This is a genomic window from Pseudoxanthomonas sp. SE1 (genome assembly GCF_029542205.1).
Classification (GTDB): domain Bacteria; phylum Pseudomonadota; class Gammaproteobacteria; order Xanthomonadales; family Xanthomonadaceae; genus Pseudoxanthomonas_A.
Genome location: NZ_CP113783.1, coordinates 872,006 through 895,632, shown reverse-complemented (window position 1 = coordinate 895,632; position 23,627 = coordinate 872,006). Strand labels below are relative to the sequence as shown.

At 66.7% G+C, this 23,627-nt stretch carries 22 protein-coding genes; 8 read left to right on the top strand and 14 right to left on the bottom strand.

All coding sequences use genetic code 11. The features are described 5' to 3' along the window. The first annotated feature begins 39 nt into the window (after positions 1 to 39). The 3 genes from OY559_RS04035 to OY559_RS04025 all read left to right on the top strand — a co-directional run bounded on the left by OY559_RS04035 (position 40) and on the right by OY559_RS04025 (position 4,020). Positions 40 to 999, top strand: coding sequence for an alpha/beta fold hydrolase (locus OY559_RS04035; RefSeq protein ID WP_277728824.1), 960 nt, complete (start codon positions 40 to 42; stop codon positions 997 to 999). Continuing rightward, a complete protein-coding gene (locus tag OY559_RS04030) occupies positions 996 to 3,473 on the top strand; it encodes an acyl-CoA dehydrogenase (RefSeq protein WP_277728823.1) in 2,478 nt (825 codons plus the stop codon). The genes OY559_RS04035 and OY559_RS04030 overlap by 4 nt, the downstream gene beginning before the upstream one ends. A gap of 64 nt (positions 3,474 to 3,537) precedes the next feature. Continuing rightward, complete coding sequence (locus OY559_RS04025) at positions 3,538 to 4,020, top strand: hotdog fold domain-containing protein (protein ID WP_277728822.1); 483 nt, start codon at positions 3,538 to 3,540, stop codon at positions 4,018 to 4,020. Positions 4,021 to 4,148: 128 nt separating this feature from the next. Here OY559_RS04025 and OY559_RS04020 read toward each other — a convergent pair whose 3' ends face one another. Beyond that, complete coding sequence (locus OY559_RS04020; RefSeq protein WP_277728821.1) at positions 4,149 to 4,499, bottom strand: DUF1304 domain-containing protein; 351 nt, start codon at positions 4,497 to 4,499, stop codon at positions 4,149 to 4,151. Between the two features lie 68 nt (positions 4,500 to 4,567). Beyond that, positions 4,568 to 5,935, bottom strand: coding sequence for an NTP/NDP exchange transporter (locus OY559_RS04015; RefSeq protein WP_277728820.1), 1,368 nt, complete (start codon positions 5,933 to 5,935; stop codon positions 4,568 to 4,570). 214 nt (positions 5,936 to 6,149) lie between these two features. On the opposite strand from OY559_RS04015, the gene OY559_RS04010 reads away from it, so the two are divergent. After that, positions 6,150 to 7,796 (top strand): GMC family oxidoreductase, encoded by a 1,647-nt coding sequence (locus tag OY559_RS04010; RefSeq protein WP_277728819.1) that lies wholly within the window; start codon positions 6,150 to 6,152, stop codon positions 7,794 to 7,796. Positions 7,797 to 8,227: 431 nt separating this feature from the next. After that, the gene (locus OY559_RS04005; protein WP_277728818.1) at positions 8,228 to 9,655 is read left to right on the top strand and encodes a serine hydrolase domain-containing protein; all 1,428 of its coding nucleotides are present in this window, start codon (positions 8,228 to 8,230) and stop codon (positions 9,653 to 9,655) included. A gap of 43 nt (positions 9,656 to 9,698) precedes the next feature. Here OY559_RS04005 and OY559_RS04000 read toward each other — a convergent pair whose 3' ends face one another. The 7 genes from OY559_RS04000 to OY559_RS03970 all read right to left on the bottom strand — a co-directional run bounded on the left by OY559_RS04000 (position 9,699) and on the right by OY559_RS03970 (position 15,411). Further along, positions 9,699 to 10,232, bottom strand: coding sequence for an SRPBCC family protein (locus OY559_RS04000; RefSeq protein ID WP_277728817.1), 534 nt, complete (start codon positions 10,230 to 10,232; stop codon positions 9,699 to 9,701). 113 nt (positions 10,233 to 10,345) lie between these two features. After that, a complete protein-coding gene (locus OY559_RS03995; protein ID WP_142123522.1) occupies positions 10,346 to 10,792 on the bottom strand; it encodes a histone in 447 nt (148 codons plus the stop codon). A gap of 1,046 nt (positions 10,793 to 11,838) precedes the next feature. Beyond that, the gene (gene gcvH / locus OY559_RS03990; RefSeq protein WP_277728816.1) at positions 11,839 to 12,234 is read right to left on the bottom strand and encodes a glycine cleavage system protein GcvH; all 396 of its coding nucleotides are present in this window, start codon (positions 12,232 to 12,234) and stop codon (positions 11,839 to 11,841) included. Positions 12,235 to 12,318: 84 nt separating this feature from the next. Then, the gene (gene gcvT / locus OY559_RS03985; RefSeq protein ID WP_277728815.1) at positions 12,319 to 13,440 is read right to left on the bottom strand and encodes a glycine cleavage system aminomethyltransferase GcvT; all 1,122 of its coding nucleotides are present in this window, start codon (positions 13,438 to 13,440) and stop codon (positions 12,319 to 12,321) included. Between the two features lie 63 nt (positions 13,441 to 13,503). Next, positions 13,504 to 14,019 (bottom strand): hypothetical protein, encoded by a 516-nt coding sequence (locus OY559_RS03980; protein ID WP_277728814.1) that lies wholly within the window; start codon positions 14,017 to 14,019, stop codon positions 13,504 to 13,506. Continuing rightward, positions 14,020 to 14,451, bottom strand: a complete 432-nt coding sequence (locus OY559_RS03975; RefSeq protein ID WP_277728813.1) for an NfeD family protein — start codon at positions 14,449 to 14,451, stop codon at positions 14,020 to 14,022. It abuts the gene before it with no gap. Between the two features lie 3 nt (positions 14,452 to 14,454). Next, entirely contained in the window at positions 14,455 to 15,411 is a 957-nt protein-coding gene (locus OY559_RS03970) for an SPFH domain-containing protein (protein ID WP_277728812.1), read from the bottom strand. Between the two features lie 159 nt (positions 15,412 to 15,570). Here OY559_RS03970 and OY559_RS03965 point away from each other — a divergent pair, with 159 nt between their 5' ends. The 3 genes from OY559_RS03965 to OY559_RS03955 all read left to right on the top strand — a co-directional run bounded on the left by OY559_RS03965 (position 15,571) and on the right by OY559_RS03955 (position 18,072). Beyond that, positions 15,571 to 16,134, top strand: a complete 564-nt coding sequence (locus OY559_RS03965) for an RNA polymerase sigma factor (RefSeq protein ID WP_277728811.1) — start codon at positions 15,571 to 15,573, stop codon at positions 16,132 to 16,134. Positions 16,135 to 16,423: 289 nt separating this feature from the next. Further along, positions 16,424 to 16,882, top strand: a complete 459-nt coding sequence (locus OY559_RS03960) for a hypothetical protein (protein WP_277728810.1) — start codon at positions 16,424 to 16,426, stop codon at positions 16,880 to 16,882. 29 nt (positions 16,883 to 16,911) lie between these two features. Beyond that, positions 16,912 to 18,072, top strand: a complete 1,161-nt coding sequence (locus OY559_RS03955) for a PDZ domain-containing protein (protein WP_277728809.1) — start codon at positions 16,912 to 16,914, stop codon at positions 18,070 to 18,072. Between the two features lie 95 nt (positions 18,073 to 18,167). On the opposite strand, the gene OY559_RS03950 is transcribed toward OY559_RS03955, so the two are convergent. From OY559_RS03950 to OY559_RS03930, 5 genes are all read right to left on the bottom strand, one after another. Then, positions 18,168 to 19,124, bottom strand: coding sequence for a DUF6607 family protein (locus tag OY559_RS03950; RefSeq protein WP_277729911.1), 957 nt, complete (start codon positions 19,122 to 19,124; stop codon positions 18,168 to 18,170). A gap of 11 nt (positions 19,125 to 19,135) precedes the next feature. Beyond that, positions 19,136 to 19,762: a ChuX/HutX family heme-like substrate-binding protein gene (locus OY559_RS03945; RefSeq protein WP_277728808.1), complete on the bottom strand. Its 627-nt coding sequence runs from the start codon at positions 19,760 to 19,762 to the stop codon at positions 19,136 to 19,138. Between the two features lie 5 nt (positions 19,763 to 19,767). After that, entirely contained in the window at positions 19,768 to 22,062 is a 2,295-nt protein-coding gene (locus tag OY559_RS03940) for a TonB-dependent hemoglobin/transferrin/lactoferrin family receptor (protein ID WP_277728807.1), read from the bottom strand. Positions 22,063 to 22,206: 144 nt separating this feature from the next. Beyond that, a complete protein-coding gene (locus OY559_RS03935; protein ID WP_277728806.1) occupies positions 22,207 to 22,413 on the bottom strand; it encodes a hemin uptake protein HemP in 207 nt (68 codons plus the stop codon). Between the two features lie 83 nt (positions 22,414 to 22,496). Continuing rightward, entirely contained in the window at positions 22,497 to 23,468 is a 972-nt protein-coding gene (locus OY559_RS03930; protein ID WP_277728805.1) for an aldo/keto reductase, read from the bottom strand. Between the last annotated feature and the right edge of the window lie 159 nt (positions 23,469 to 23,627).

The following is a 23,627-nucleotide window of genomic DNA, read 5'->3' as shown; positions in this document are numbered from 1 at the left end:
GATTGACTGCTCTAAATGCGACAACCCATACTAAGCCGTATGGTAACCCACGCCTCCCCTGCCTCCATGACCTCCTCCAGCGTCGACCACGCCGGATCGGATCGCGTGGTGAACGGGCAAGGCGATGTCGCCCTGGCGATCCGCCGCTTCCCGTCGCCTCGCGCACTGCAGTCGCACCCTGCGCTCATCTATGCGCATGGCTTCGGCCAGACACGCGGCGCGTGGAGCCGCACCGGCGAACGGATGGCGGCGCAGGGTTACGCCGGCCTCGCGTACGACGCGCGCGGCCATGGCGAATCCGACCGCAATGCCGCCGACCTTCCCTACGCCGGCGACCAGTTCGCCGACGACCTGATCGTGCTGGCCGGCGAGCAGCCGGAGCCGCCGGTGCTGGTCGGTGCCTCGATGGGCGGGCTGTTCGGCCTGATCGCCGAGTCGCGCTGGCCCGGCCTGTTCCGCGCGATGGTGCTGGTGGACATCACCCCACGCTGGGAACACGCCGGCCTGCAGCGCATCCTCGCCTTCATGACGGCGTTCCCCGAGGGTTTCGCATCGCTCGAGCACGCGGCCGACATCATCGCCGCGTACCAGCCGCAGCGGCGCACGCGCAAATCCGCCGACGACCTGCGCGAGCTGTTGCGCGAAGGCGACGACGGGCGCTGGCGCTGGCACTGGGATCCACGCCTGGTCGACGAACTGGCCCGCGACAGCGCCCAGCACCAGGACGCCATCGCCGAGGCTGCGCGCCAGGTACAGTGCCCCGTGCTGCTGATCAGCGGTGGCCGCAGCGACCTGGTCTCGGAGAAGACCGTCGAAGAGTTCAAGACACTGGTGCCGCATGCGCGCCACGTGCACCTGCCGCAGGCCACCCACATGGTGGCCGGCGACGACAACGACGCATTTACCGCCACCGTGCTGGAATACCTGGCAAGCCTGTCGGCCTCGCCCGGTAATGCCGAATCCGATGTAACCGAATCCGTGTCCGGAGCAACCCCATGAGCATCGTCATCCCCTTCCTCGCCTTCCTGCTGGCGGGCGCCTTCGCTGCCTACCACCGGATCCGGCTCGCCTACTGGGCGGCGATCACGGCCAGCCTGCTGGTCGCGTGCTGGCTGCTGGGCGCCAACCCCACCGCCACCGTCGTCGCGGCCCTGGTCGTGGTGGCGATCGCGCTGCCGCTGCTGATCCCGGCGATCCGCAAGCCGCTGATCACCACGCCGGCACTGGGCTTCCTGCGCCGCGCGCTGCCGCCGCTGTCGCAGACCGAGCGCATCGCACTGGAAACCGGCTCGGTCGGTTTCGAGGGCGACCTGTTCACCGGCGACCCGGACTGGAACAAGCTGCTCGCCTACCCGAAGCCGCAGCTCAGCGCTGAAGAACAGGCCTTCCTCGACGGCCCGGTGGAAGAGCTGTGCAAGATGACCAACGACTGGGAAATCACCCACGTCCATGCCGACCTGCCGCCGGAGTTGTGGGACTACATCAAGAAGAACAAGTTCTTCGGCATGATCATCCCGAAGCAGTACGGCGGTCTGGGCTTCTCGGCGCTGGCGCACCACAAGGTGATCCAGAAGATCGCCTCGGTCAGCAGCGTGGTCAGCTCCACGGTCGGCGTGCCCAATTCACTGGGCCCGGGTGAACTGCTGAACCACTACGGCACGCAGGAACAGAAGGACTACTACCTGCCGCGCCTCGCCATCGGCCAGGAAGTGCCCTGCTTCGGCCTGACCGGTCCGTTCGCCGGCTCCGACGCGACTTCGATCCCCGACTACGGCATCGTCTGCAAGGGCGAGTGGAACGGCGCCAACGTGCTCGGCATCCGCCTGACCTTCGACAAGCGCTACATCACCCTGGCACCGGTCGCCACGATCATCGGCCTGGCGTTCCGCATGTACGATCCGGACGGGCTGATCGGCGACACGCGCGACATCGGCATCACCCTGGCGCTGCTGCCGCGCGATACCGACGGTGTCGAGGTCGGCCGCCGCCACTTCCCGCTCAACTCGCCGTTCCAGAACGGCCCGGTGCGCGGCAAGGACGTGTTCATCCCGCTGAGCCAGTTGATCGGCGGCGTGGAGATGGCGGGCAAGGGCTGGAACATGCTCAACGAGTGCCTGGCCGTGGGCCGCTCGATCACCCTGCCCTCCACCGCCAGCGGCGGCGCGAAGGCCGGTGCCCGCGTGACCGGCGCGTATGCGCGCATCCGCAAGCAGTTCGGCCTGTCGGTCGGCCGCTTCGAGGGCGTGGAAGAGGCGCTGGCCCGCATCGGCGGCAAGGCGTATGCGATCAGCGCGTTGTCGCAGGCCACGGCCGCCGCCGTGGACCGCGGCGACGTGCCGTCGGTGCCGTCGGCCATCGCCAAGTACCACTGCACGAACATGGGCCGCGACGTCGCCAAGGACGTGATGGATATCGTCGGCGGCAAGGGCATCATCCTGGGGCCGCGCAACTTCGCCGGCCGCGCCTGGCAGGCCTCCCCCATCGCCATCACGGTGGAAGGCGCGAACATCATGACGCGCAGCCTGCTGATCTTCGGCCAGGGCTCGATCCTGTGCCATCCGTACATCATCAAGGAGATGCGCGCGGCGCAGGACCCGGACACCAAGGCCGGCATCAGCCAATTGGACGCGGTGCTGTATCCGCACATCGGCGGCGCGATCTCCAACGCGGTGCGCTCGTTCTGGTTCGGCATCACCGGTTCGAAGATCGGCGCCGCACCGGGCGACGCGTACACGAAGAAGTTCTTCCGCAAGCTCGACCGTTATGCGGCCAACCTGGCCTTGCTGACCGACATTTCGCTCGGTGCGCTGGGCGGCAAGCTGAAGTTCAAGGAATCGCTGTCCGGCCGCCTGGGCGACGTCCTGAGCCACCTGTACATGATGAGTGCGGTGCTGAAGCGCCATCATGACGAAGGCACGCCGGAAGCGGACAAGCCGCTGCTGGCGTGGGCCTTCCACAACAGCGCGTACGAGATCGAGCTGGCGCTGTCGCAGGCGCTGCGCAACTTCCCGATCAAGCCGCTGGGCTGGCTGCTGTGGCCGGTGGTGTTCCCGTTCGGCCGTCGCGCCGTGGCCCCGGGCGACCGCCTGAGCCATCGCGTCGCCATGCTGCTGATGGCGCCGAACGAGGCGCGCGACCGCCTGGGCCAGGGCGTATTCCTGACCCCGTGCGAGAACAACCCCGGCGGCCGCATCGACAGCTACCTGGCCACGGCCGTCGCCGCCGAGCCGGTCGAGCGCAAGTTCCTGAAGGCGCTGAAGACCAAGGACATCGAGGCGCTGGATTACAGCGCGCAGCTGGACGAAGGCGTGCGCGAGGGCTGGATCACGGCCGACGAGCGCAAGCTCCTGGAGGAATTGCGCGCGATCACGCTGGACACGATCACGGTGGACGACTTCGAGACCCACGAACTGCGCGCGGCCAGCTTCTACGACCTGCCGCAGCACAAGCGCCAGCCGCGCGAAGCGGCCTGACGCGCCACCACGTCAACGATCACGACGGCGGGCATGTCCCGCCGTCGTCGCGACAGGAGTTCCGATGAGCGCCGATGTCCTGAAGATCTACCGCAACCTGAGCCGCAAGCCGTTCGGCCACTGGCTGTTCTCGCGCCTGATCTGCTTCAAGGCGCCCTACTTCGGCAGCATCGGCCCGCGCATGACGCGGCTGGAGCCCGGACGTGGCGAGGCGACCATCAGCCATCGGCGCTCGGTCACCAACCACCTGGGCACCGTGCATGCGATCGCGCTGTGCAACCTGGCGGAGTTCGTCGGCGGGTTGACCACCGACGTCAGCATCCCGCGCTCCATGCGCTGGATTCCCAAGGGCATGACGGTGGAATACCTGAAGAAGGCGGTCGGCACGATGCATGCCGTCGCCACGCCGGCGTTCGAGCCGTGCGAATCGGAGGAGGGCTACGACCTGCCGATGGACGTCGTGGTCAGCGATCCGCAGGGCGAACCCGTGTTCCGCGCCCGCATCGGCATGTGGGTGTCGCCGAAGCCGGCGCGCGACACGCACTGAGTTCTTAGAGGCAGGTGTGGGAGCGACGTAAGTCGCGATCGCACGGCATCGGCCTGCACAGAGGTTGGCCATGCGCCTTGACGGCGCAATCGCGACTTACGTCGCTCCCACGTCGGTCCTGACCTCGCTCAGCGAAGCCACACCGCCACCAGCGCCGCGATCGCCGGCACGCCCTGCACGAAGAAGATGCGCTTGTTGACGCTCCACGCGCCGTACAGTGCGGCCACGACCACGCACAGCAGGAAGAAGACGACGACGTTCCACTGCGCGGTGGCCAGACCCCAAACCAGACCGGCGGCGAGGAAGCCGTTGTAGAGGCCCTGGTTGGCCGCCAGCACGCGCGTGGTCTCCGCCTTCTCGGGCGTGTTGCGGAAGGTCTTCAGACCCAGCGGCCTGGTCCACAGGAACATCTCCAGGACCAGGAAGTAGGCGTGCAGCGCTGCTACCAGCACCACCAGCACCGTCGCGATCGCACCCATTCCCGTTCCCCCTGCCGTCGTGTCGCAGCAGCATAGCGGCTGCGCGCCACGGCGTCTGCCGGCCCGCGTCAGGCCTTGGCGGCGGCGGGCGGCGTAGCGGCGACGGCGCGCTCGGAAGGCAGCTTCGATTCCTCGCGCAGCAACCTCCAGGCACTGAAGGTCATGGCGCTGGCCACCAGCAGGCCGGCGCCGAACACCACGTTCGAGCCGAACGCGGACAGGAACTTGTGCAGCCAGACGAAGCTGAGGTCGCCCCCGCGGTAGATCACGGTGTCGATGGCCGCGCCCGCCTTGTAGCGCCACTCGCGGCCGACGCGGGTGTAGATGGTCTCGCGCGCCGGCTTGGCCAGCGAGAACTCGCTGGCGCGGGTGACCACCTGCACGATGGCTACCATCACGGGCAACGGGGACGCGGAAAGGATCGAGAATCCGAGGATGATCGCGCAGCCGGGAATCAGCAGCGCGGGCGCGATGCCGAAGCGGGACAGCAGCAGGCGGGTCAGCAGCAGTTGCACGACCAGCGTCAGCGAGTTGACCGCCAGGTCCAGCGTGGCGAAATAGTCGGCACGGGCCTCGGCCGAGGTGAACATCGTGCGCGCGATGGCGTTCTGCTCGTTGTAGAGCAACGTGCCCACGCCGACACCCATCACCACCATGGCGGCGAGCCAGCGCAACAGCGGCTCGCGGGCGATGAGCTTCAAGCCCGCCAGCACCTCGCCCCCCATCGGGATCTCGCCGCTGACCTGGCGCCGCTCGGCCTCGCGCGCAACCGCCCATCTCCGCAGCCGGTAGATGCACAGGACACAGACCGAGAACAGGAAAGCGGACACCAGCATCATGTTGGGGATGCCCACGCGCACGACCAGCATCTTGGTCAGCGCAGGACCGAGGAACGCCCCCATGGTGCCGGCCGCACCGATGTATCCGTAGTAACGGCGTGCTTCGACATTGGTGAAGACATCCGCCATGAAACTCCAGAACACGGCGACCGCGAACAGGTTGAACACCGTGATCCACAGGATGAAGGCCAGGCCCCGACCGGCGATGCCGCTGTCGAACATGGCGTAGAACGCCAACAGCGTGGCGATGAAGAAGCCATAGATCACCGGCAGGAACACCCGCCGCGGGAAACGGCTCACCAGCCAGCCGTACACCGGCTGCAGCACCAGCATGATCAGGAAGACGGCGCTGAAGATGAACTGCAGCGTGAACTCGCCCAACGCGATGCCGCGACCTGCGAAGAACGCGATCAGCGCCGGCGGGAACACCGCCTCGATGTCGCTCGATGCCGCCATCGCCTCACGCACCGGACGCAGCACGTAATAGCCGCTCAGCAGGCAGAAGAAATAGACGAAGGCCCACAGCAGCGGCGGCGATTCGGTCATCGCGGCGCGGAACCGGCCGAACCGGGTGGTCGCTGGGGAGGACGGGTCCATGCTGTGCGGCCTGCCAATCGCATCATCGGGAGCGGACAAGGCCCGCCTGTGGCGCGCAAGGTATCCGATGCACTGCAACATCGCCAGCCTTTCCCGGACTCATGCCCATCGCGAATCCGTGTTTGCGCCCATCCGCCGTCGTGGCGGTGCCGGCCCGAGCATTTGCTCTACCCCTCGCCGCTAGGTTCGGCCGTACTTCGCAACAGGGCAGCATGTGTACGACTACATCATCGTGGGCGCCGGTTCGGCCGGCTGTGTCCTGGCCCACCGCCTGAGCGAAGACCCCGCCTGTCGCGTGCTGCTGCTGGAAGCCGGCCCGCGCGACTGGCATCCCTTCATCCACATGCCGGCCGGCCTGGCCAAGCTGGTGGGGCAGAAGGGCGTGAACTGGAACTACGACACCGCGCCCGAACCGTACCTCGACAACCGCCGCCTGTGGTGGCCACGGGGCAAGGTGCTCGGCGGCTCCAGTTCCATCAACGCCATGTGCTACATCCGCGGTGTTCCCCAGGACTACGACGACTGGGCGGATGCCGGCGCGGGCGGCTGGAACTGGGACAGCGTACTGCCCTACTTCCGCCGCTCGGAACGCAACGCGCGTGGCGCGGATGCACTCCACGGCGGCGACGGCCCCCTGTCCGTGTCCGACCTGCGCTACACCAATCCGCTGTCCGCCGCCTTCATCGAGGCGGGGATGCAGGCCGGCTACACCCGCAACGACGATTTCAACGGCGCGGCGCAGGCGGGTTTCGGGCTTTACCAGGTCACGCAGAAGGACGGCGCGCGCTGCTCGTCGGCGGTGGCGTACCTCGACCCCGCGCGCGACCGGCAGAACCTGGACATCGTCACCGGCGCACTGGTCCGCCGCGTCCTGCTGGAGAAGGGGCGCGCCATCGGCGTGGCCTACGCCCGTGGCGGCCATGAAGTCGTCGTACGTTGCCGGAGCGAGGTCCTGCTGAGCGGCGGCACGATCAACTCGCCGCACCTGCTGATGCTGTCGGGGATCGGGCCGGCGGAGCATCTGGAGCAGACGGGCATCAGCGTGCGCCACGCGTTGCCGGGCGTCGGCCGCAACCTCCAGGACCATCTCGACATCTGCACCCTGCAACACAGCACACAGCGCATCACCTACGACCGGGCCAGCGAGCTCAAGACCGCCTTCGACTATTTCCTGCGCGGCCACCGCGGCCCGGGCAGCAGCAACATCGCCGAAGCCGGCGCTTTCGTGCGCTCGTCGCTGGCTCCGGACGACCGCCCCGACATCCAGATGCACTTCGTGCCGGCGATGCTGGACGACCACGGCCGCAACCGGCTGGCGGGCGACGGCTATACCGCACATGCCTGCTTCCTGCGCCCGCGCAGCCGTGGCCGCATCCTGCTCGCCAGCGAGGACCCGCGCGCCGATGCGCGCATCGAAGCCAACTACCTGAGCGATCCGGAGGGCTTCGACCTGAAGATGATGGTCGAATGCGCCAAGCTGTCGCGCGACCTGTTCGCGCAGCCGGCCTTCGATGCCTACCGTGGCGCGCCCATCCACCCCGCACGCAACGACCTGTCGGACACCGAACTGGTCGCCTTCATCCGCGCCAAGGCCGAAACCGTCTACCACCCCGTCGGCACGTGCCGTATGGGTGAAGACGAAGACGCGGTGGTGGATTCCGAGTTGCGCGTGCATGGCATCGCGGGACTGCGCGTGATCGACGCCTCGGTGATGCCCTCGCTGATCGGCGGCAATACCAACGCGCCGACGATCATGATCGCGGAGCGCGCGTCGGACCTGATTCGCGGACTACCGGTGTTGTCCGCCAACCGTGCGCACGCGACGGCCACGGCGGCCGCCGCGTTTGCCACCGCCGACTGAGCGGGCCGGGCGGCGCGCTGCGCGCGCATGACGCCGCTTCAGCGGCCACGTGTTGCGATTACGGCCCAGCCCCGCATTCAGCCCGGCCGCTTCCCGCCGCAGCGCATGGCGCATGCTGAATGCGTCGCCGGAGGCGCTTAGACTGCGGGCCTTCGAGCCTCGACGACGCTCCACACGCGCCCGCATCGCAGCGGATCGCATCTAAACGGCGCAGAAGTTGCATGCGAAGGAAGCAGGCATTCCTGAACGTGTCGCACGTGTTCAGGTGCCTGTCGCAGGCGCCCGCGCCCGACTGAACTGGGACGACCGCCACACCTGTAATCAGCAACAGGATGAACAACATGGACATGGAATCTCTCCCTGTTTGTGCAATCGAAAAAAGCGGCGTTATGATCCCGGGAGGCAAAGGTCCTGGGCAGGCGTCACGTACGATGAAACACAAGACAAGCCGGCGCTCGCTGCAGATCTTCCGGATCGGCCTGATCGGGTTGATGCTGCCGTTGACGCTGTCGTCCACGGCGCAGACACCGCTGCGCTGGACATCCACCCATCACGGTACTGAAAGCGCCGCAGTCTCCGCCAATACCGTGGCCAGTGCGGCCGCCTACGCCTCGCCGACGCAACCACGCCCGTACCGCACGGCGCTGGCTGGGCAGAACATCCAGCCTCTCGCAGCAGGGTTCGACGTGCGTGCGTTCGAGGCCATGGCCGAACACCTGACCGTGGGGCATCGCGTTCCCGGCCTCGCCATGGCCATCGTCCACAACGGTCGCGTGATGAGTGCACGGGGCTATGGCGTCACCGATGTGGTCAACCCGCAACAGGTCGACGCGCATACGGTGTTCCGGCTGGCGTCGCTCTCCAAGGCGTTCGCCAGCACGCTGACCGGCCTGATGGTGCAGGACGGTTCGCTGCGCTGGGACAGCAAGGTCAACCAGTATGTGCCGGGCTTCCAGTTGAGCGATGCGAACGCGACCTCCCACGTGACCGTCGCGGACGTGCTGAGCCACAGCGTCGGCCTGCAGGCGCACAACGCCTTCGATCGCGACATCGAAGCCAATGCGGAGTACTACGACGTGGCCCGCAAGCTGGCCTACGCGCCGCTGAAGTGCGCGCCCGGCGAGTGCTATGCCTACCAGAACGTCGCCTTCAGCCTGATCGGCGATGTGGTGTTCGCCGCCACCGGCACCTTCTACGACCAGGCGGTGGACCGGCGCATCTTCAAGCCGCTGGGCATGAACGATGCGAGCATGGGCCTGGCCGGCATCGAAGGCAGCACGCGCTGGGCGCGACCGCACGTGCGCAGCCGCAACGGCTGGGTCTCGCTGACGCCCAAACCCACCTACTACCGCCTGCCCCCTGCCGCCGGCGTCAATGCCAGCGCCAGCGATCTGGCGCAGTGGCTGATTGCCCAGACAGGCCATCGCCCCGACGTGCTTCCGGCCCCCTTGCTGGCGACGCTGCATGCCCCCGTGGTCACCACGCCGGGCGAAATGCGGGGCGGCTGGCGTCGCGAGCGCATCCATTCGGCCAGCTATGCACTGGGCTGGCGCGTGTTCGACTACGCGGGTCAGCAGGTCGTCTTCCACGCGGGCGCCGTCCAGGGATATCGCGGCCTGGTCGCACTGGTTCCCGGCCAGGATCTGGGCGTGGCGATGGTGTGGAACAGCGACAGCTCACTCCCTTCCGGCCTGTTGCCGACCATCCTTGATCGTGCGATGGGCCTGCCAGGTGAACCGTGGGTCGAGACACCGGCGGATTACGACCTGCTGTTGGCCGAGTCGCCTGAGGCGACGCCTGCGGACAACAAGAAGGACAGCGGTACGTCTTCGCACCGCAGCACCGCATCTCCGCGTTGAGATGCCGGTGCACGGCGGACTGCCCGCCGCCGTGCCCATCGGATCAGGCCTGCGTGCCTTCCAGCAATGACTTGAGCTTGCGCAGTCCCTTCTCGTAGTCCGCGCCGATCATCCGGTCGAACACCAGCCCCAGCCAGCGCTTGAACGGGTTCATGCCGTGCTCGGTATCGAACGCCCATGTCAGGCGCGTGCCATCTCCTTCCGGCTCCAGCAGGTAGGCTGCCTGCGCCTGGCTGCCATCGAAGTCGAGCGCCACCACGACACGCCGGTGCGGCTCACTGGTGGTGATCTCCTGGCTGCCGCTGCCGACGGACCGATTGCCGGACCATCGCATGCGCGCACCGACGCCGCTGGCCGGTCCCTCGAACGTGTACCTGGCCTGTGGGTCGTACTCCGCCCATGGCGACCAGGCACTGAAGCGCTCGAAGGAGTTGAGCGTTGCGAAGACCTGCTCGGGACTGCGGTCGATCACCACGCTGCGCTCGACGTGGGTCGTCGCCGGCAGCAGCAGCCCCCCCAGCGCCAGTACCAACCCGACGGCGGCAATCGCCGCCAGTACCCACTTGAAGAACCTCATCCGCGCTCTCCTCCCTTTCCAAAGGATGCAGCCTAGCCGTTCGCCCATAAAAAAACTCTCCCCCCGCTGGGCACAGGGAGAGAGTCCATGGTGTTACGGCTAATCGGGTTGGCTTAGATCAGCGGAGCCGGGGTTGCCGGCAGCGCGACGGGGGCCGCTTTCTTCTTGGACTTCTTGGCAGGCTTCTTGGCGGCCTTCTTCGCGGCCTTCTTGGCCGGCTTCTTGGCTACTTTCTTGGCAGCCTTCTTCGCGGTCTTCTTGGCAGCCTTCTTCGCCGTCTTCTTGGCGGGCTTCTTGGCTACCTTCTTGGCCGACTTCTTGGTGGCCTTCTTCGCGGTCTTCTTGGCGGCCTTCTTCGCCGGCTTCTTGGCTACCTTCTTCGCAGCCTTCTTGGCGACCTTCTTCACTGCCTTCTTGGCCTTGGCGACCTTCTTGGCGACCTTCTTGGCAGCCTTCTTCACTGCCTTCTTCACGGTCTTCTTAGCAGCCGCCTTCTTGGTGGCCTTCTTGGCAGCCTTCTTGGCGGCCGGTTTCTTTTTCGCAGCTTTCTTCGTTGCCATGTGATGGCTCCTCGTCAATGAACTATGGATTTTTACGTCTGGTTACAGCACATCTGCCCGGAGGCAGGCCCAGCTGCAAGAAACGCCGCGGGAGTCGGACCCGTCGGCAGCCGTCGTCGCGACACGCGCGGCGATGCGGATTCCCCAGGGTGCCAGGCGTGCGAAACCCGGCTCCCTACAAATACGAAAACACCCGTGTCGCCAGGCGACACGGGTGCGATGAAATAGGTGCTTTGCGTTTTTCCGGGGGAAGCGAGGCCTGCGTCCACCGTGATCCCGGTGCGGACGATGGGCTGTGTTGTCTTTCGCGCTGTCGTGTTGATTCGACTCACTCGCTTCCGCAGGACGCTCTGCTTGGGGCGAAACCTAATCACGGTTTTTCAAGGTGTCAACACCTTCGCTCAACTTTTTTTCTCTGGTCGTCATGGCCGGACGGCGCCGGCAAGCGCGGATGGCGGCAACGCCGCGCCGCCGATGGGCGCACCCGATTCGACTGACGGACATGCACCTGAAAAAAAACATCGGTAAAACGCGCTTTTTTTTCTCCGGGGTCCTGCAACCCGAAGGTTGAAGCGATGATGCGATGCGTCCTCGAAGGCTGTGCGCTACTGCCCTGGCGGGTTGAACACCGGCTAAAAAAAACTTTCGTCGAGGGTGTCCGATTTCGCGTCGCACAAGTCGGATTGCGCCGATTTGCGCAAACATTTTTCCTTCCACCGGCGACTTCACCGCCATCACCGGCGCCGGAAAGTCGACGCGGCAAGGCATCGCATCGCGGCCACGGCGCGTCACTGCGCGCGCGCATCAGGCAGGTGTACCTGTCATTCCGCTTCGCCGCTCGTCGGCCACGACCCTTCGCGCGTGTCGCCCTCCACGCAACGCGACGGCGGACGCGGCGCGCCTGGCGGCCAGTGACTCGCCTTGGGTGCCGACGGGGATTTCCCTGCGCCACGCAGGCGCAGGAAACGAAACGGGGAACCGGCAACGGGGAACGCCAGGTTCCATCGTTGCCGGTTCCCCGTCGGGGGACAGCCTGTACGGATGCCTCAGTTGTCGTCGTCTTCGATCAGCTCGGCATAGTCGTCGGGCGACAGCAGGTCGTTGAGCTGGTCCGGCTCCTCGGCCTCGATCACGAAGATCCAGCCTTCGCCATAGGCGTCCTCGTTGATGGTCTCGGGCTTGTCGGCCAGCGCCGCATTGACTTCCACGATCTTGCCGGTGACCGGGCTGTAGACATCGGACGCGGCCTTCACCGATTCGACCACCGCGCTGGCGTTGCCCGCTTCGATGCGGTCGCCGACGTTGGGCAGCTCGACGTAGACCAGGTCGCCGAGCAGGCCTTGCGCGTGGTCGGAGATGCCGACGGTGATGCGACCGTCACCTTCGAGGCGGGCCCATTCATGGGACTTGAGGAATTTCAGATCGCCAGGAATCTCACTCATGGGGGGCTCCGGATCGCTGCTGGGTTCGGGTAGGGAAAGATAGTTTAGCGGAGGAATGCGCGGGTGAAGAATGCCGGGGTGCGATCACTCCAGCACGCCGGGCTGGGCCTGGCCGTCGCGCACGAACGGGAACTTCACCACACGCACCGGCACCTCCTTGCCACGGATGTCCACGCGCACGCCGCCCTCGGCACCGAGCGGGATATCGCCGGCCGGCACGCGCGCGAAGGCGATGGCCTTGCCCAGCGTCGGCGAGAACGTGCCGGACAGGATCTCGCCGTCGCCATGCGCGGTGAGCACTTTCTGGCCGTGGCGCAGCACACCCTTCTCATCCATGACCAGGCCGATCATCTGCCGCGGCGCGCCGCCGGCCTTCTGTGCTTCCAGCGTGGCGCGGCCGGTGAAGGCGCGACCTTCGTCCAGCGCGACCGTCCAGGCCAGCGCGGCTTCGTACGGCGAGACGGTGTCGTCCATGTCCTGCCCGTACAGATTCATGCCCGCCTCCAGCCGCAAGGTGTCGCGCGCGCCCAGGCCGGCGGGCTTGACGCCCGCATCGAGCAGCGCATTCCAGAACGCCACCGCCTGCGCCTGCGGCAGCACGATCTCGTAACCGTCCTCGCCGGTATAGCCGGTGCGGGCAACGAACAACGGCACGCCGTCGGTGCTGGTGGTGTCGGTGGCGGCGAACCGGGTCAGCTTGGCGACCTTCGCACGGTCCTCCTCGCGCAGCAGGCCGTGCACGCGCTCGCGCGCCGTCGGACCCTGCACGGCGATCATCGCGAAGTCGGGGCGCTCGGTGACCTGCACATCGAACGCGGCGGCCTGCGCGGTGATCCACGCCAGGTCCTTCTCGCGGGTGGCGGCATTGACCACCAGGCGGAAGAACGCCTCGTCCAGGAAATAGATGATCAGGTCGTCGATCACCCCGCCTTCTTCGTTGAGCATGGCGGTGTACAGCGCCTTGCCCGGCTTCTGCAGCTTGTCCACCGAGTTGGCGACCAGCTGGCGCAGGAACTCCCGCGTGCGCGCGCCGCGCAGGTCGACCACGGTCATGTGGCTGACGTCGAACATGCCCGCGTCGCGGCGCACTTGGTGGTGCTCTTCGATCTGGGAACCATAGTGGATCGGCATGTCCCAGCCGCCGAAGTCGACCATCTTGGCGCCGAGCGCACGATGGGTGTCGTTGAGGATGGTCTTCTGGGTCATGGCGGCGTCCGGGCGGGCAAAGAAGCGCATTATCCCAGAACGCACCAGCAGGGTGCGCCGCCGCTACAACCCGTAGTACGCCTCGTTGATGCAGTCGACAGTGCGCGCATCCAGCACCTCGAAACGGGCATCGGGCAGGCGCAGGCGACCCGCCCAGGCGACATCCTTCAACCATTCCGTCGCCGTGTCGTGCTGGCGCACGATGGCCGCGACGCGGGCATCGTCCTGCCCCTTCACGCGACAGGTACCGAACTGCAGGTAGTAGCCGGGCCGGTCGCCCGCGTATGGCACGGCATCGGTGATGCGCCATTGCGCGCGAGGCCCGTCGCGTCCCGCCAGTTGGCCGGCCACCACGAAGCGCGGCACCGGCTCATCGCTCTCGTCGGCGGCGGGCGAGGCCAACACGCCGACCGAGTACTCGCACAGACGGTCAGGATCCCGGGACAGGGAAACGCAACTCCCGCCCAGTTCGTCGAGCCCGTCGGGATACGGCGGCATCACCCGGCCGACGAGGTCCGCCGCCGTGACGGACAGCGTCGCCAGCACGGACATCGATCGCGCCAGCCCCGTCGCACCCACCTAGGCCTCCTGCACCTTCAGCGTCATGCCATTCACCGCGATCACCCTCACGCGCGTACCGACCGGCAGGTCGGGCCCTTCCACTGTCCAGAACGCGTCGTCGATCTTGACCCGGCCCCGTTCTCCCACGATGGCCTGGTCCAGCACGGCCACGGTACCGACCAGTTGCTCCGCGCGGCGGTTGAGCAGCGGCTTGTCGCTCTGGCGACCCTTGCCGCGGAACCACGTGCGGTAGATCTGGATGGACACGAAACTCAGCACGACGAAAGCTGCCACCTGCGCCAGCAGCGGGATGCCCGGCACCACCAGTACGCCGATGAACACCACCACGGCGGCAAAGCCCATCCACAGCATGAAGGCGCCTGGTGCCATGGTCTCGGCGGCGAACAGCAACAGCGCCACCGCCGCCCAACCCGCAACGTCCCAGCGCATGGCTCAGCCTCCCATCCTGGGCGGCACGCGCGGCGGCGCGGCCTGCTGCTTGCCCAGGGCCTCCTTGGCCAGTTCGGCGATGCCGGCGATGGAGCCGATGATGCCGCTGCTCTCCATCGGCATCAGCACGAACTTCTGGTTGGGCGCCGTGGCCAGTTCCTTGAAGGCTTCCACGTACTTCTGCGCGATGAAGTAGTTGATGGCCTGCACATCGCCCTTCGCGATGGCGTCGCTGACCATCTGGGTGGCCTTGGCTTCCGCTTCGGCCAGGCGCTCGCGTGCCTCGGCGTCGCGGAACGCGGCCTCCTTGCGACCCTCGGCCTCCAGCACGGCGGCCTGCTTCTCGCCCTCGGCACGCAGGATCTCGGACTGGCGCGAGCCCTCCGCCTCCAGGATCTGCGCGCGCTTCTCGCGCTCGGCCTTCATCTGCCGTGCCATCGAGTCGATGAGGTCGCGCGGCGGCTGGATGTCGCGGATCTCGATGCGGTTGACCTTGATGCCCCACGGATTGGTGGCCTGGTCCACCACGCTGAGCAACTGCGCGTTGATGGTCTCGCGCTGGCTCAGCGATTCGTCCAGGTCCATCGAACCGATCACGGTACGGATGTTGGTCTGCACCAGGGCGATCGTTGCGACCTCAAGGTTGGACACCTCGTACGCCGCCTTGGCGGCATCCAGCACCTGGAAGAACACCACCCCGTCGACTTTCACCACGGCGTTATCCTTGGTGATCACGTCCTGGCTGGGCACATCCAGCACCTGCTCCATGACGTTCACCTTGCGGCCCACGCCATAGATGATGGGCACCAGGAAGTGCAGGCCCGGATCCAGCGTGTGGGTGTACTTGCCGAAGCGCTCCACCGTCCACTCGTAACCCTGCGGCACCATCCGCACGGTCTTGAACAGGATGATGACGCCGGCCACCAGCAGGATGATGGCCACGAAACTGGTCTCGAACATCGATGTTCCCCTCTTGGTCCCTGATGCGACCCAGTATAGACCCGTGGGCTCGGCCGTCCGGGGCAAAGGCGTGCCGGTGATCGATGAACTTTCGGCACGCTGCGACGGTATTGCCCTCTGCCGCATCCCTGTATGGGACAACCCGACGAATCCCCCCGCTTGAGCCGATCGCAGTTCGCCATCGACGTCCCCGACAGCCTGGTCGCCCGTGCGCGCACAGGATGCAGGGAAGCGTTCGAACAGATCTATCGACGGTTCGAGCGCCCTGTGTTCACGCTGGCGCTGCGCATCTGCGGCGACCGGGAGCAGGCGGGCGACGTGTTGCAGGACACCATGCTGAAACTGTTCCACCATCTGCCCGACTATCGCGCCGACTGCCCGTTCTGGGGTTGGCTGCGCCAGATCGCGGTGAACGAAGCACTGCTCCGCCTGCGCAGGCAGAAACGGCTGGTGGCCGAGATTGCGGTCGACGAAGACGACCTGCCAGAAGACCAGGGCCTGCCACCCTCGGCGGCAGCCGACGCCTTCCTGTTGCAGCGCGCGCTCGATGCCTTGCCGGCCGCCACCCGCAGCGTGCTGTGGCTGTACCACGCCGAGGGCTATACCCACGACGAGATCGCTGCACTGATGCAGCGCACGCCCAGCTTCTCCAAATCGCAACTTTCACGCGGCACCCGTCGTCTGCGTGCGTTGCTGCAGATCGAGGAACCCGTCCATGCCTGAAGTCCGCGCCCGCGACGCCATGCCGCGCGACTGGGGAGACGCCTTTGCAGGCCTGCCCCTGGAAGCAGCACCCGCAGACAGCTGGGCGACGCTGGCTGGCCGCCTGCCTCCGTCCGTGGTGGCACCGCCCCATCGCTGGCCGCGGCGCGTGGCCATGGCCGCCGCGCTTGCGCTCGCCGTAGTGCTGCCCCTGCGATGGACGAACCCAACCGCTCCTTCACCCGCGCCCCCAACCACCTCGACACGTCAACCCGCTCCGCCGGCGCACACGGACTCGCCACCTTTATATGTGGAGACCGCGAAAGGCCTGCCCACCCCGATCGACAAGCGCGCCACGGACGCCGCAGCTGCGCCGTCCACGCTCCAGCGCAGCATCCTTCCGGACGCCCGGCAACGCGCGGCACGCCCCACCGGTGACGTCGACCCTGCGAAGACCGCCGCGCCCCCCGTCACTGATCCGCTGGACGCGCTGTATGCCGAATCGGCACAACTGGAAGCCGTGCTGGCGCGGCTGCCGGAATCGCGCATGGCCAACGCCGCCACGGAAGCCCTGTCCGCCGGTCTGCAGGAGCGGGTGGCCCGCATCGACGTGGCGCTGTCGCAGGCCGCCTTGCCCAACGACACGCAGACGGAACTGTGGCAGGCACGCGTGGACACGCTTCGACAGTTGACCGGCGTGGAGACCACGCAGCGCTGGCAAGTGGCGCGCGGCGAATCCTATCCGCACCCCGATACCGCGATTTACTGACCCGATACCGACCCATGCCGGAGGCACGCATGAAACCCGCCCTGCTCACCGCTTCGTTGCTGATCATCGCAGCGGCATCCCCCCTCGACAGCCTCGCCCGCCAGGACGAAAGCGCCGTGCAACAGAAGGAGCTGGAAACGGCACGTGCCGACCTCCAACGGGCCGCCAGGCGCGTGGCCGAACTGTCGCGGAATTCCTCCGTGCCCGCGCATGCCTTGCATCCGGGCACCCCGCTCCAGCGCAAACCACGCCTGGGCGTCCTGCTGACCGGCGATGACGACACCGGCGTGCGAATCACTGGCATCACGCCCGACAGCGGCGCGGCGAAGGCGGGCCTCAAGGCCGGCGATCGGCTCGTGGGCGTCGGCGGCAAACCGATTGCCGGCGCCAGTGCCGACGAGCGCCTGGCCAACGCACGCGCGGCCCTCGCGGACTTGAAGACCGACGTGCCCGTGTCGATTTCCTACCGGCGCGACGGTCGGAACCACGATGTCAAAGCCACTCCCATCCCGATCAACCCCCAGTTCGCCTTCTCCACCTACCGGATGGCCGGTCCGGAGCCCAGCGGCCTGGACGAAGCCCTCACCATCACGCTCGATGATCTGCCGGTGGGCATCGCACCGGAAGTGCAGCGCGAGCTCCGACAACTCGGCACGCTCGCGGATTGCAAGGAGCAGGACTGCAGGCTGCCGGTCCTGGCCGAAGCCTTCCGCTGGAGCAACCTGAATCTCGCCCGCGTCGATCCATCGCTGGGGCGTTACTTCGGAACCGATACCGGCGTGCTGGTGCTCTCGGCAGGGGAAGAGCTGAAGGAGCTGCAGGCAGGCGATGTCATCCTCAGGATCGAAGGCGAGCCGGTGACCACGCCGCGCGAAGCCATGCAGGCACTGCGTGGCAGGCCCGAAGAAGCCAAGGTACCGATCGAATACCTGCGTGACCGCCGAACGCAAACCACCACCCTGACGGTCCCCGAAGCCACGTCGTTCCGCCTCCCTGCCATGTCGCGCGCAATGACGCGGCCGCGTGTCGGTGCGATGCCAGGCAAGGCGCCGAAGGTCCTCGAAAGCCGGCGCGTGATGATCATCGACCAGGACGGCAACGTGCGGACGATCGAGGACGGAAAAGCCGCCCCGTTGCCGCCACCCGCTCCCCCTGTTCCATCCGCCGGCAAGAACGGCGCTCTGCTCTGACCCGCACTACAACAAGAGACTCGCTGAATCCCCTGCCCCCGCATCTGCGGGGGTCTTTTTTCAAAGAACGGCACATCCCTGTGCCGGAGAGAACGTCAGCGGACTGTGTCCGCGGTGTCGGCGTGTTCGGTTGGCGCGGGCTCCACCCAGTCGGTGAACACCTGGGCGATGTCCGCGTCCGGCACCGGCTTGCCGGCTTGCACATCACCGGCCTGGGTGAACAGCGGGATGATCATGGCCATGCCATCGACCTTGGTTTTCAAGCGCACGCCCGGCGCCTTCGACAGGAAACCGTTCCAGTGCGCGCGAACCTTGGCCCAGTAGCCAGCCGTTGCCTGCCAGTAATCGCGTGCGGGTTTGAAGTCGACTTCGGTGGTCTTCACGTAGTCGTTGAAGCCGAACTCGCGTGCCAAGACCACCTGCGTGCCGTCCGGTTTGCGCTGCACCTTGGTGTTGAACTGTTCGTGCGTCCATCCGTTCGGTGTCAGCGTGTGGCGGTTGACGACCGACAGTGCGTTGTAATCGCTGCGCTTGGTGTACTCGCGTCGCGGCAGCGGCCGCCAGCCGGGATCGCTCGTCCAGGTGGCCACGCCGTGGGCATAGTCCCAGCGACCGGTGCCGCAGTACCGCGGCGCATCGCTGACTTCGTAGACGCACTGGGTCCAGGCACCGCGGCTCACCTCGGCCGGGACCGGGCGCACGCTCCAGGTCTGGTCGGCACTGAACTCGAAGCGCGTTGGCGCCTGGTACACCCAATCCTGGCGCCAGTGCTTGGTGACATGCCCGCTCCTGGCATCCACCAGGATGTGCTGCAGGACGATCTTCGTCGGCGTGTCCTCGACGACGATCACCGTCTCGTCGCCGCCACTGCGCATCGCCGCCTGGCGTTCGTAACCGGGCTGCAGCAGCACGGTTTCGTCGAACGCGAAATCGACGATGTAATCGCCCCGCATCGCCAGGATGGACTGGCGGTCACGGACCGGATCGGCCGCTGCGGAGGCGGCGAGGAACATGGCGACAATCGACAGGGTGGTGGCGACCGGCTTCTTCATGGTGGCTTCTCTCATTGCAATCCGACCAGCGGAACGACGGTGTCGTCCGCCTCCTTTTCATTCCGTGCGTCTGCGCTTATCGGACGCACGGATTGCGCGCAGCAGCAATCGTGCAGTCCGCTTTCAAGTTCGGCACCTTCGGCGCGCGCGATACGGCGGGCGGTGGCCACGCCGAGCGCAGACATCAGCGACAGGCTGGCCGCCAGCACCGGCAGCGAGGCAGGCTGCGGCACCGCATGCAGTTGCAGCGCGCAGGCGCGCCACTGGCCTCCCAGAAGGCGGCCGGCCAGGCGCTGCCACAGGCGATCGGCCAGGCCGGCCACGTCTTCGCCCAGGCCCAGTGGCAACGAGGCCACCAGGCGGTCCCAAGCCACGAAATCGCTGTCCGGCAGCAGGCAAAGACGCCAGCAGCAACGTCCCTGTGCGTCGAAGAACAACAGCCTCTCGTCCAGGCCATCGCTGTCGAGTCCCGCATGCGCCTGCACGCGCACGGCCTGCTGCCAGCCCGCGAGTTCGCTGCCCTGCTGCGTGCGGTACAGGCACAGCACCGGACCCAGCGCCGCCATCTGGGCTGCCATGGGAAACGCATCCCGTGACGCGTCGGTGATCGAGCCCTGCAATGCGCGCAGCGTCGGCATGGCGGCTACCAACTCACCGCCACGCTGGCCGACAGCGAGCGGCCGGACGCGGTGTAGCGGTCCAGCGTGCTGCTGCCCGCTGCAACCAGTGCGATGTCGCCCGCTTCGATGTAGCTGCGATCAGCAAGATTGAAGACGCCGACATTGAACTTGGCCCCGGGCGCGAAGTCCCAGTGCGCGTACAGGTCCAGCACACCGTAGCCCGGCTGCCGGTAGTAGCTGGCATCGGATACACGTTGCTTGCGGTCGACGAACCGCCCGGCCAGTTCAATACCCCAGGCACGCGCGTCATAGGCCAGTCCAACTGTCGCCGTGAGCGGATCCACGCTGTCCAGGTCACGGGTGACGACCTGTTCGACGGTGTTGCCGTTGCCCGGGTCCACAGACTCCGGCCCCCTGCCCTTGCCCCGCGACCATGCCATCGCGCCACGCAACGACCATCCCCGCCAGCGCTCGGACAGAGCACCGAAATCCATGCCCGCCTTCATCTCGATGCCATGGATGCGCGCCTCGGCGATGTTCTGCGACTGGTACACGGACAATCCTGCCGGTCCCAATGTCGGGTCGAACCCGATGTTGCGCATCGAGGCGATGAAATCCTCGTACTCGTTGTAGTACCCGCTCAGTTCGGCATACATCGCATCGCCCGAGTAACGCACGCCAAGCTCGAGTCCATCACTGGTTTCCGGCTTCAGATCCGGGTTGGCGATGGCGGTATAGCCGAACTGCACGTTGGTGAAGCCGATGTTGACGTCGTTGTAGGGCGGCGAACGGAAACCGTGCGCATAGCCGCCGAACAGCGACCAGGCTGGCGCGAATTTCCACACCATCCCCAGTTTTGGCGACACGCTGGTCTCGCGGATGTCGGCCAGCGCCACGCCGGGATTGTCGGCATCGAATATCGCGTCATGCCGCGGTTCCAGCCGGTAGTGGTCCACGCGCAGGCCCGGCACCAGGCGGAAAGCGCCCTCGGCGAAGCCGATTTCGTCCTGCACGTACAGCGCCGCCGTGGTGGTCCTGCTGACCGGGAAATCGCGCACGGGAAACACGTCCGGCAGCATCACCGGCGTGCTGGCGCCCGTCAGCGGAAAGGTCCTCAGACCATCGCGCTTCTGCCGTGTCTCGCTGCGAGCCACGTCCACGCCGTAAACGAGGTCATGCCGCACGGCATCACCGAACGCCTTCCGGAAGTTCGCCTGCAGGCCATACGTCCTCTGGTCGAAGTTGAATTCGCGCTCGCGGATGTCGCGCAGCGTCGGTGCCGCCAATGTGCGCTCCTCGCGCGTGTACTGGGTGGTCTCGCTGTCCTGGCGATACACCTGCCAATCCAAGCTGTCGGCGAAGCCCGTCGACAGACCGTCCCATTCATGCGCAAACGCCACCCGCGCGCGGGTCTGGTGATCGCGCGCGATGACGCGGTCGTTGGTGGCGCGCGTGAGCGACTGGTAGCCCTGCTGGTTCAGCAGGTCGGTATCGACACTGTCTTCATTGCCTTCCACCGTCAGCCTGAAGCGCTGACCCTCACCTGGTGCGAAAACCAGCTTGGCCAGCAGGCTGCGGCCATCACGCTCCTGCGGGTTCGGCAGCGTACGCGTGGCACCGGTGCCGCCGACATCGGCCTGGTTCTCGGTTTCCTGGCCCTGGCGATGGCCGATGTTGACCAGACCGCTCCAGCGCTCTCCACCGAAAGCGGCAGTGGCATTGCCGAACAGGCCATTCCAGCTGCTGTCATGACCGAGGCGGAAGCCGAAGTAGGCGTCTTTGCCGTCATCCAGATAGTCGGACGGGTCTTTGGTGATGAAGGACACCACGCCGCCGAGCGCATCGGAACCGTACAGCGAACTGGAGGGGCCGCGTACGATCTCGACCTGCTTCAGCGTATCGAGATCCACGAAATCGCGGTTGGCGTTCGAGAAGCTGCCGATGGAGAACGCGTCGGACACGGCGATGCCGTCGGTCTGGATACGCACGCGATTGCCTTCCAGTCCGCGGATGCGGAAGCCCCCCAGGCCGAAGCGGCCGAAGTTGGACGTGACGGTCACGCCGGGTTCGTAGCGCACCAGATCCTTGATGTCGCGGACCAGGTGATCGTCCATTTCCTCGCGGTCGATGACGCTGACGGTATTCGGCACATCGGCGACGGCGCGTTCGCTGCGCGTGGCGGTGACCTGGATGCGCTCCAGTTCATGCGTGCCGGTATCGGCGGAAGCGGACGAAGCCGCAGTGGCGTCGGGTGCAGCGTAGGCGGGCCCGGCAAAGGCCAGCCACACGGCCGCGGTCAGCAGCGTGGGGCGCATCATGGCGTACAGCATTCCTGTGGGTGGTGGAAAACCCGGAAGGCTGGCGGCCGGAGAATCCTTGGCTGGCGCCCGGTGGAGGGAGGTGAGCGCAGGACGACGGCCTGCGACGGGCATCGCCTGGAACGGCGACGCCGGATTGCGCAGCTACTTGGTGAGGATCAGCTTGTCGTTGCTGGTGTGGCGCAGGCGATAGAGGCGATCACCATGGCGGATCAGCACTTCGCGCTGGCCCTTGAGCAGTGCATCGCTGTCCAGCGTTTCCTCGACGCGAGGCGCAGCCTGCGGCAGGGACAGGCGCTCGCGCAGCGCCGGCGTGTCGATCGTGGGCAAGGCGGTGACGTTCGAGATCATCGGGAAGCTCCGTGGCGGAACGGAACTTGATGATAATGATTCTTATTACGGAGTCAACAGGTGCGTGCCGGCTTCCGTTCAATTCAATCTGCAGCTGCGGTCAGCCGGGCCCACACGGCATCGTCGTAGCGTGCGGCCAGGTCGAGGGCCGTGAGGTTCTCGCGCAGTTGCTCCGGGCGACTGGCGCCCAGGATGACACTGGAAACGTGCGGGTTGCGCAGGCACCAGGCGATGGCCAGCGGTGCGGGCTTTTCGCCCAGTTCAACGGCGACCTGGGCGTACCGGCGGGCGCGCTCCCGCCGGCGCGCGCCCGCGGCGCCGAAGACCATGCGCTGGAGTTCCTCGTGCCCGGGCTGGCCGAGGCGCGTGTCCGCGTCCACGCCTGCGTCGTACTTGCCCGTCAGAAGGCCTGACGCCAGCGGCGACCAGGTGGTGGTTCCCAGTCCGAGTTCCGCGTACAGCGGCGCATATTCCAGTTCCACCCGCTGCCGGTGCAGCAGGTTGTACTGGGGCTGTTCCATGGTCGGCCCATGCAGATGATGCCGGCGCGCGATCGAGGCGGCCTCGCGGATGCGGGCGGCCGGCCATTCCGACGTGCCCCAGTACAACACCTTGCCCTGCCGCACCAACGTATCCATCACCCATACCGTTTCCTCGACCGGCGTGTCCGGGTCGGGACGGTGGCAGTAGTACAGGTCCAGATAATCGACCTGCAACCGCTGCAGCGCCGCGTGGCAGCCTTCGACCACATGCTTGCGCGACAGTCCGCGCTGGGTCGGGCGTGGGTTCTCCACGGCACCGAAGCAGACCTTGCTGGATACGCAGAAACCGTCGCGCGGCAGGTCCAGGTCGCGCAACACCTGGCCCATGACGCGCTCGGCTTCGCCATGGCCGTAGACCTCCGCGTTGTCGAAGAAGTTGACGCCCTGGTCCCACGCCAGTGCGATCAGCTCGCGCGCCTGCTCGCGTCCCACCTGCTGGCCGAAGGTCAGCCAGGCACCGAAGGAAAGCGCGGAAACTTGCAGGCCAGAATTGCCCAGGCGTCGGTAGTGCATGGCGTGCTCCGGTAGCGGCGTCCCATCCTAGCGCCGTTCGGCCGGGCCGCTGCGCGACGCCCAAATGAGAACGACTCCGCCTCCGCCGGCGAGGCCTCCGTACAATGCGCGCACTTTCCTCCTCCGGGGAGTAGCCCACCCGTCCTGACGGGTTCCGCG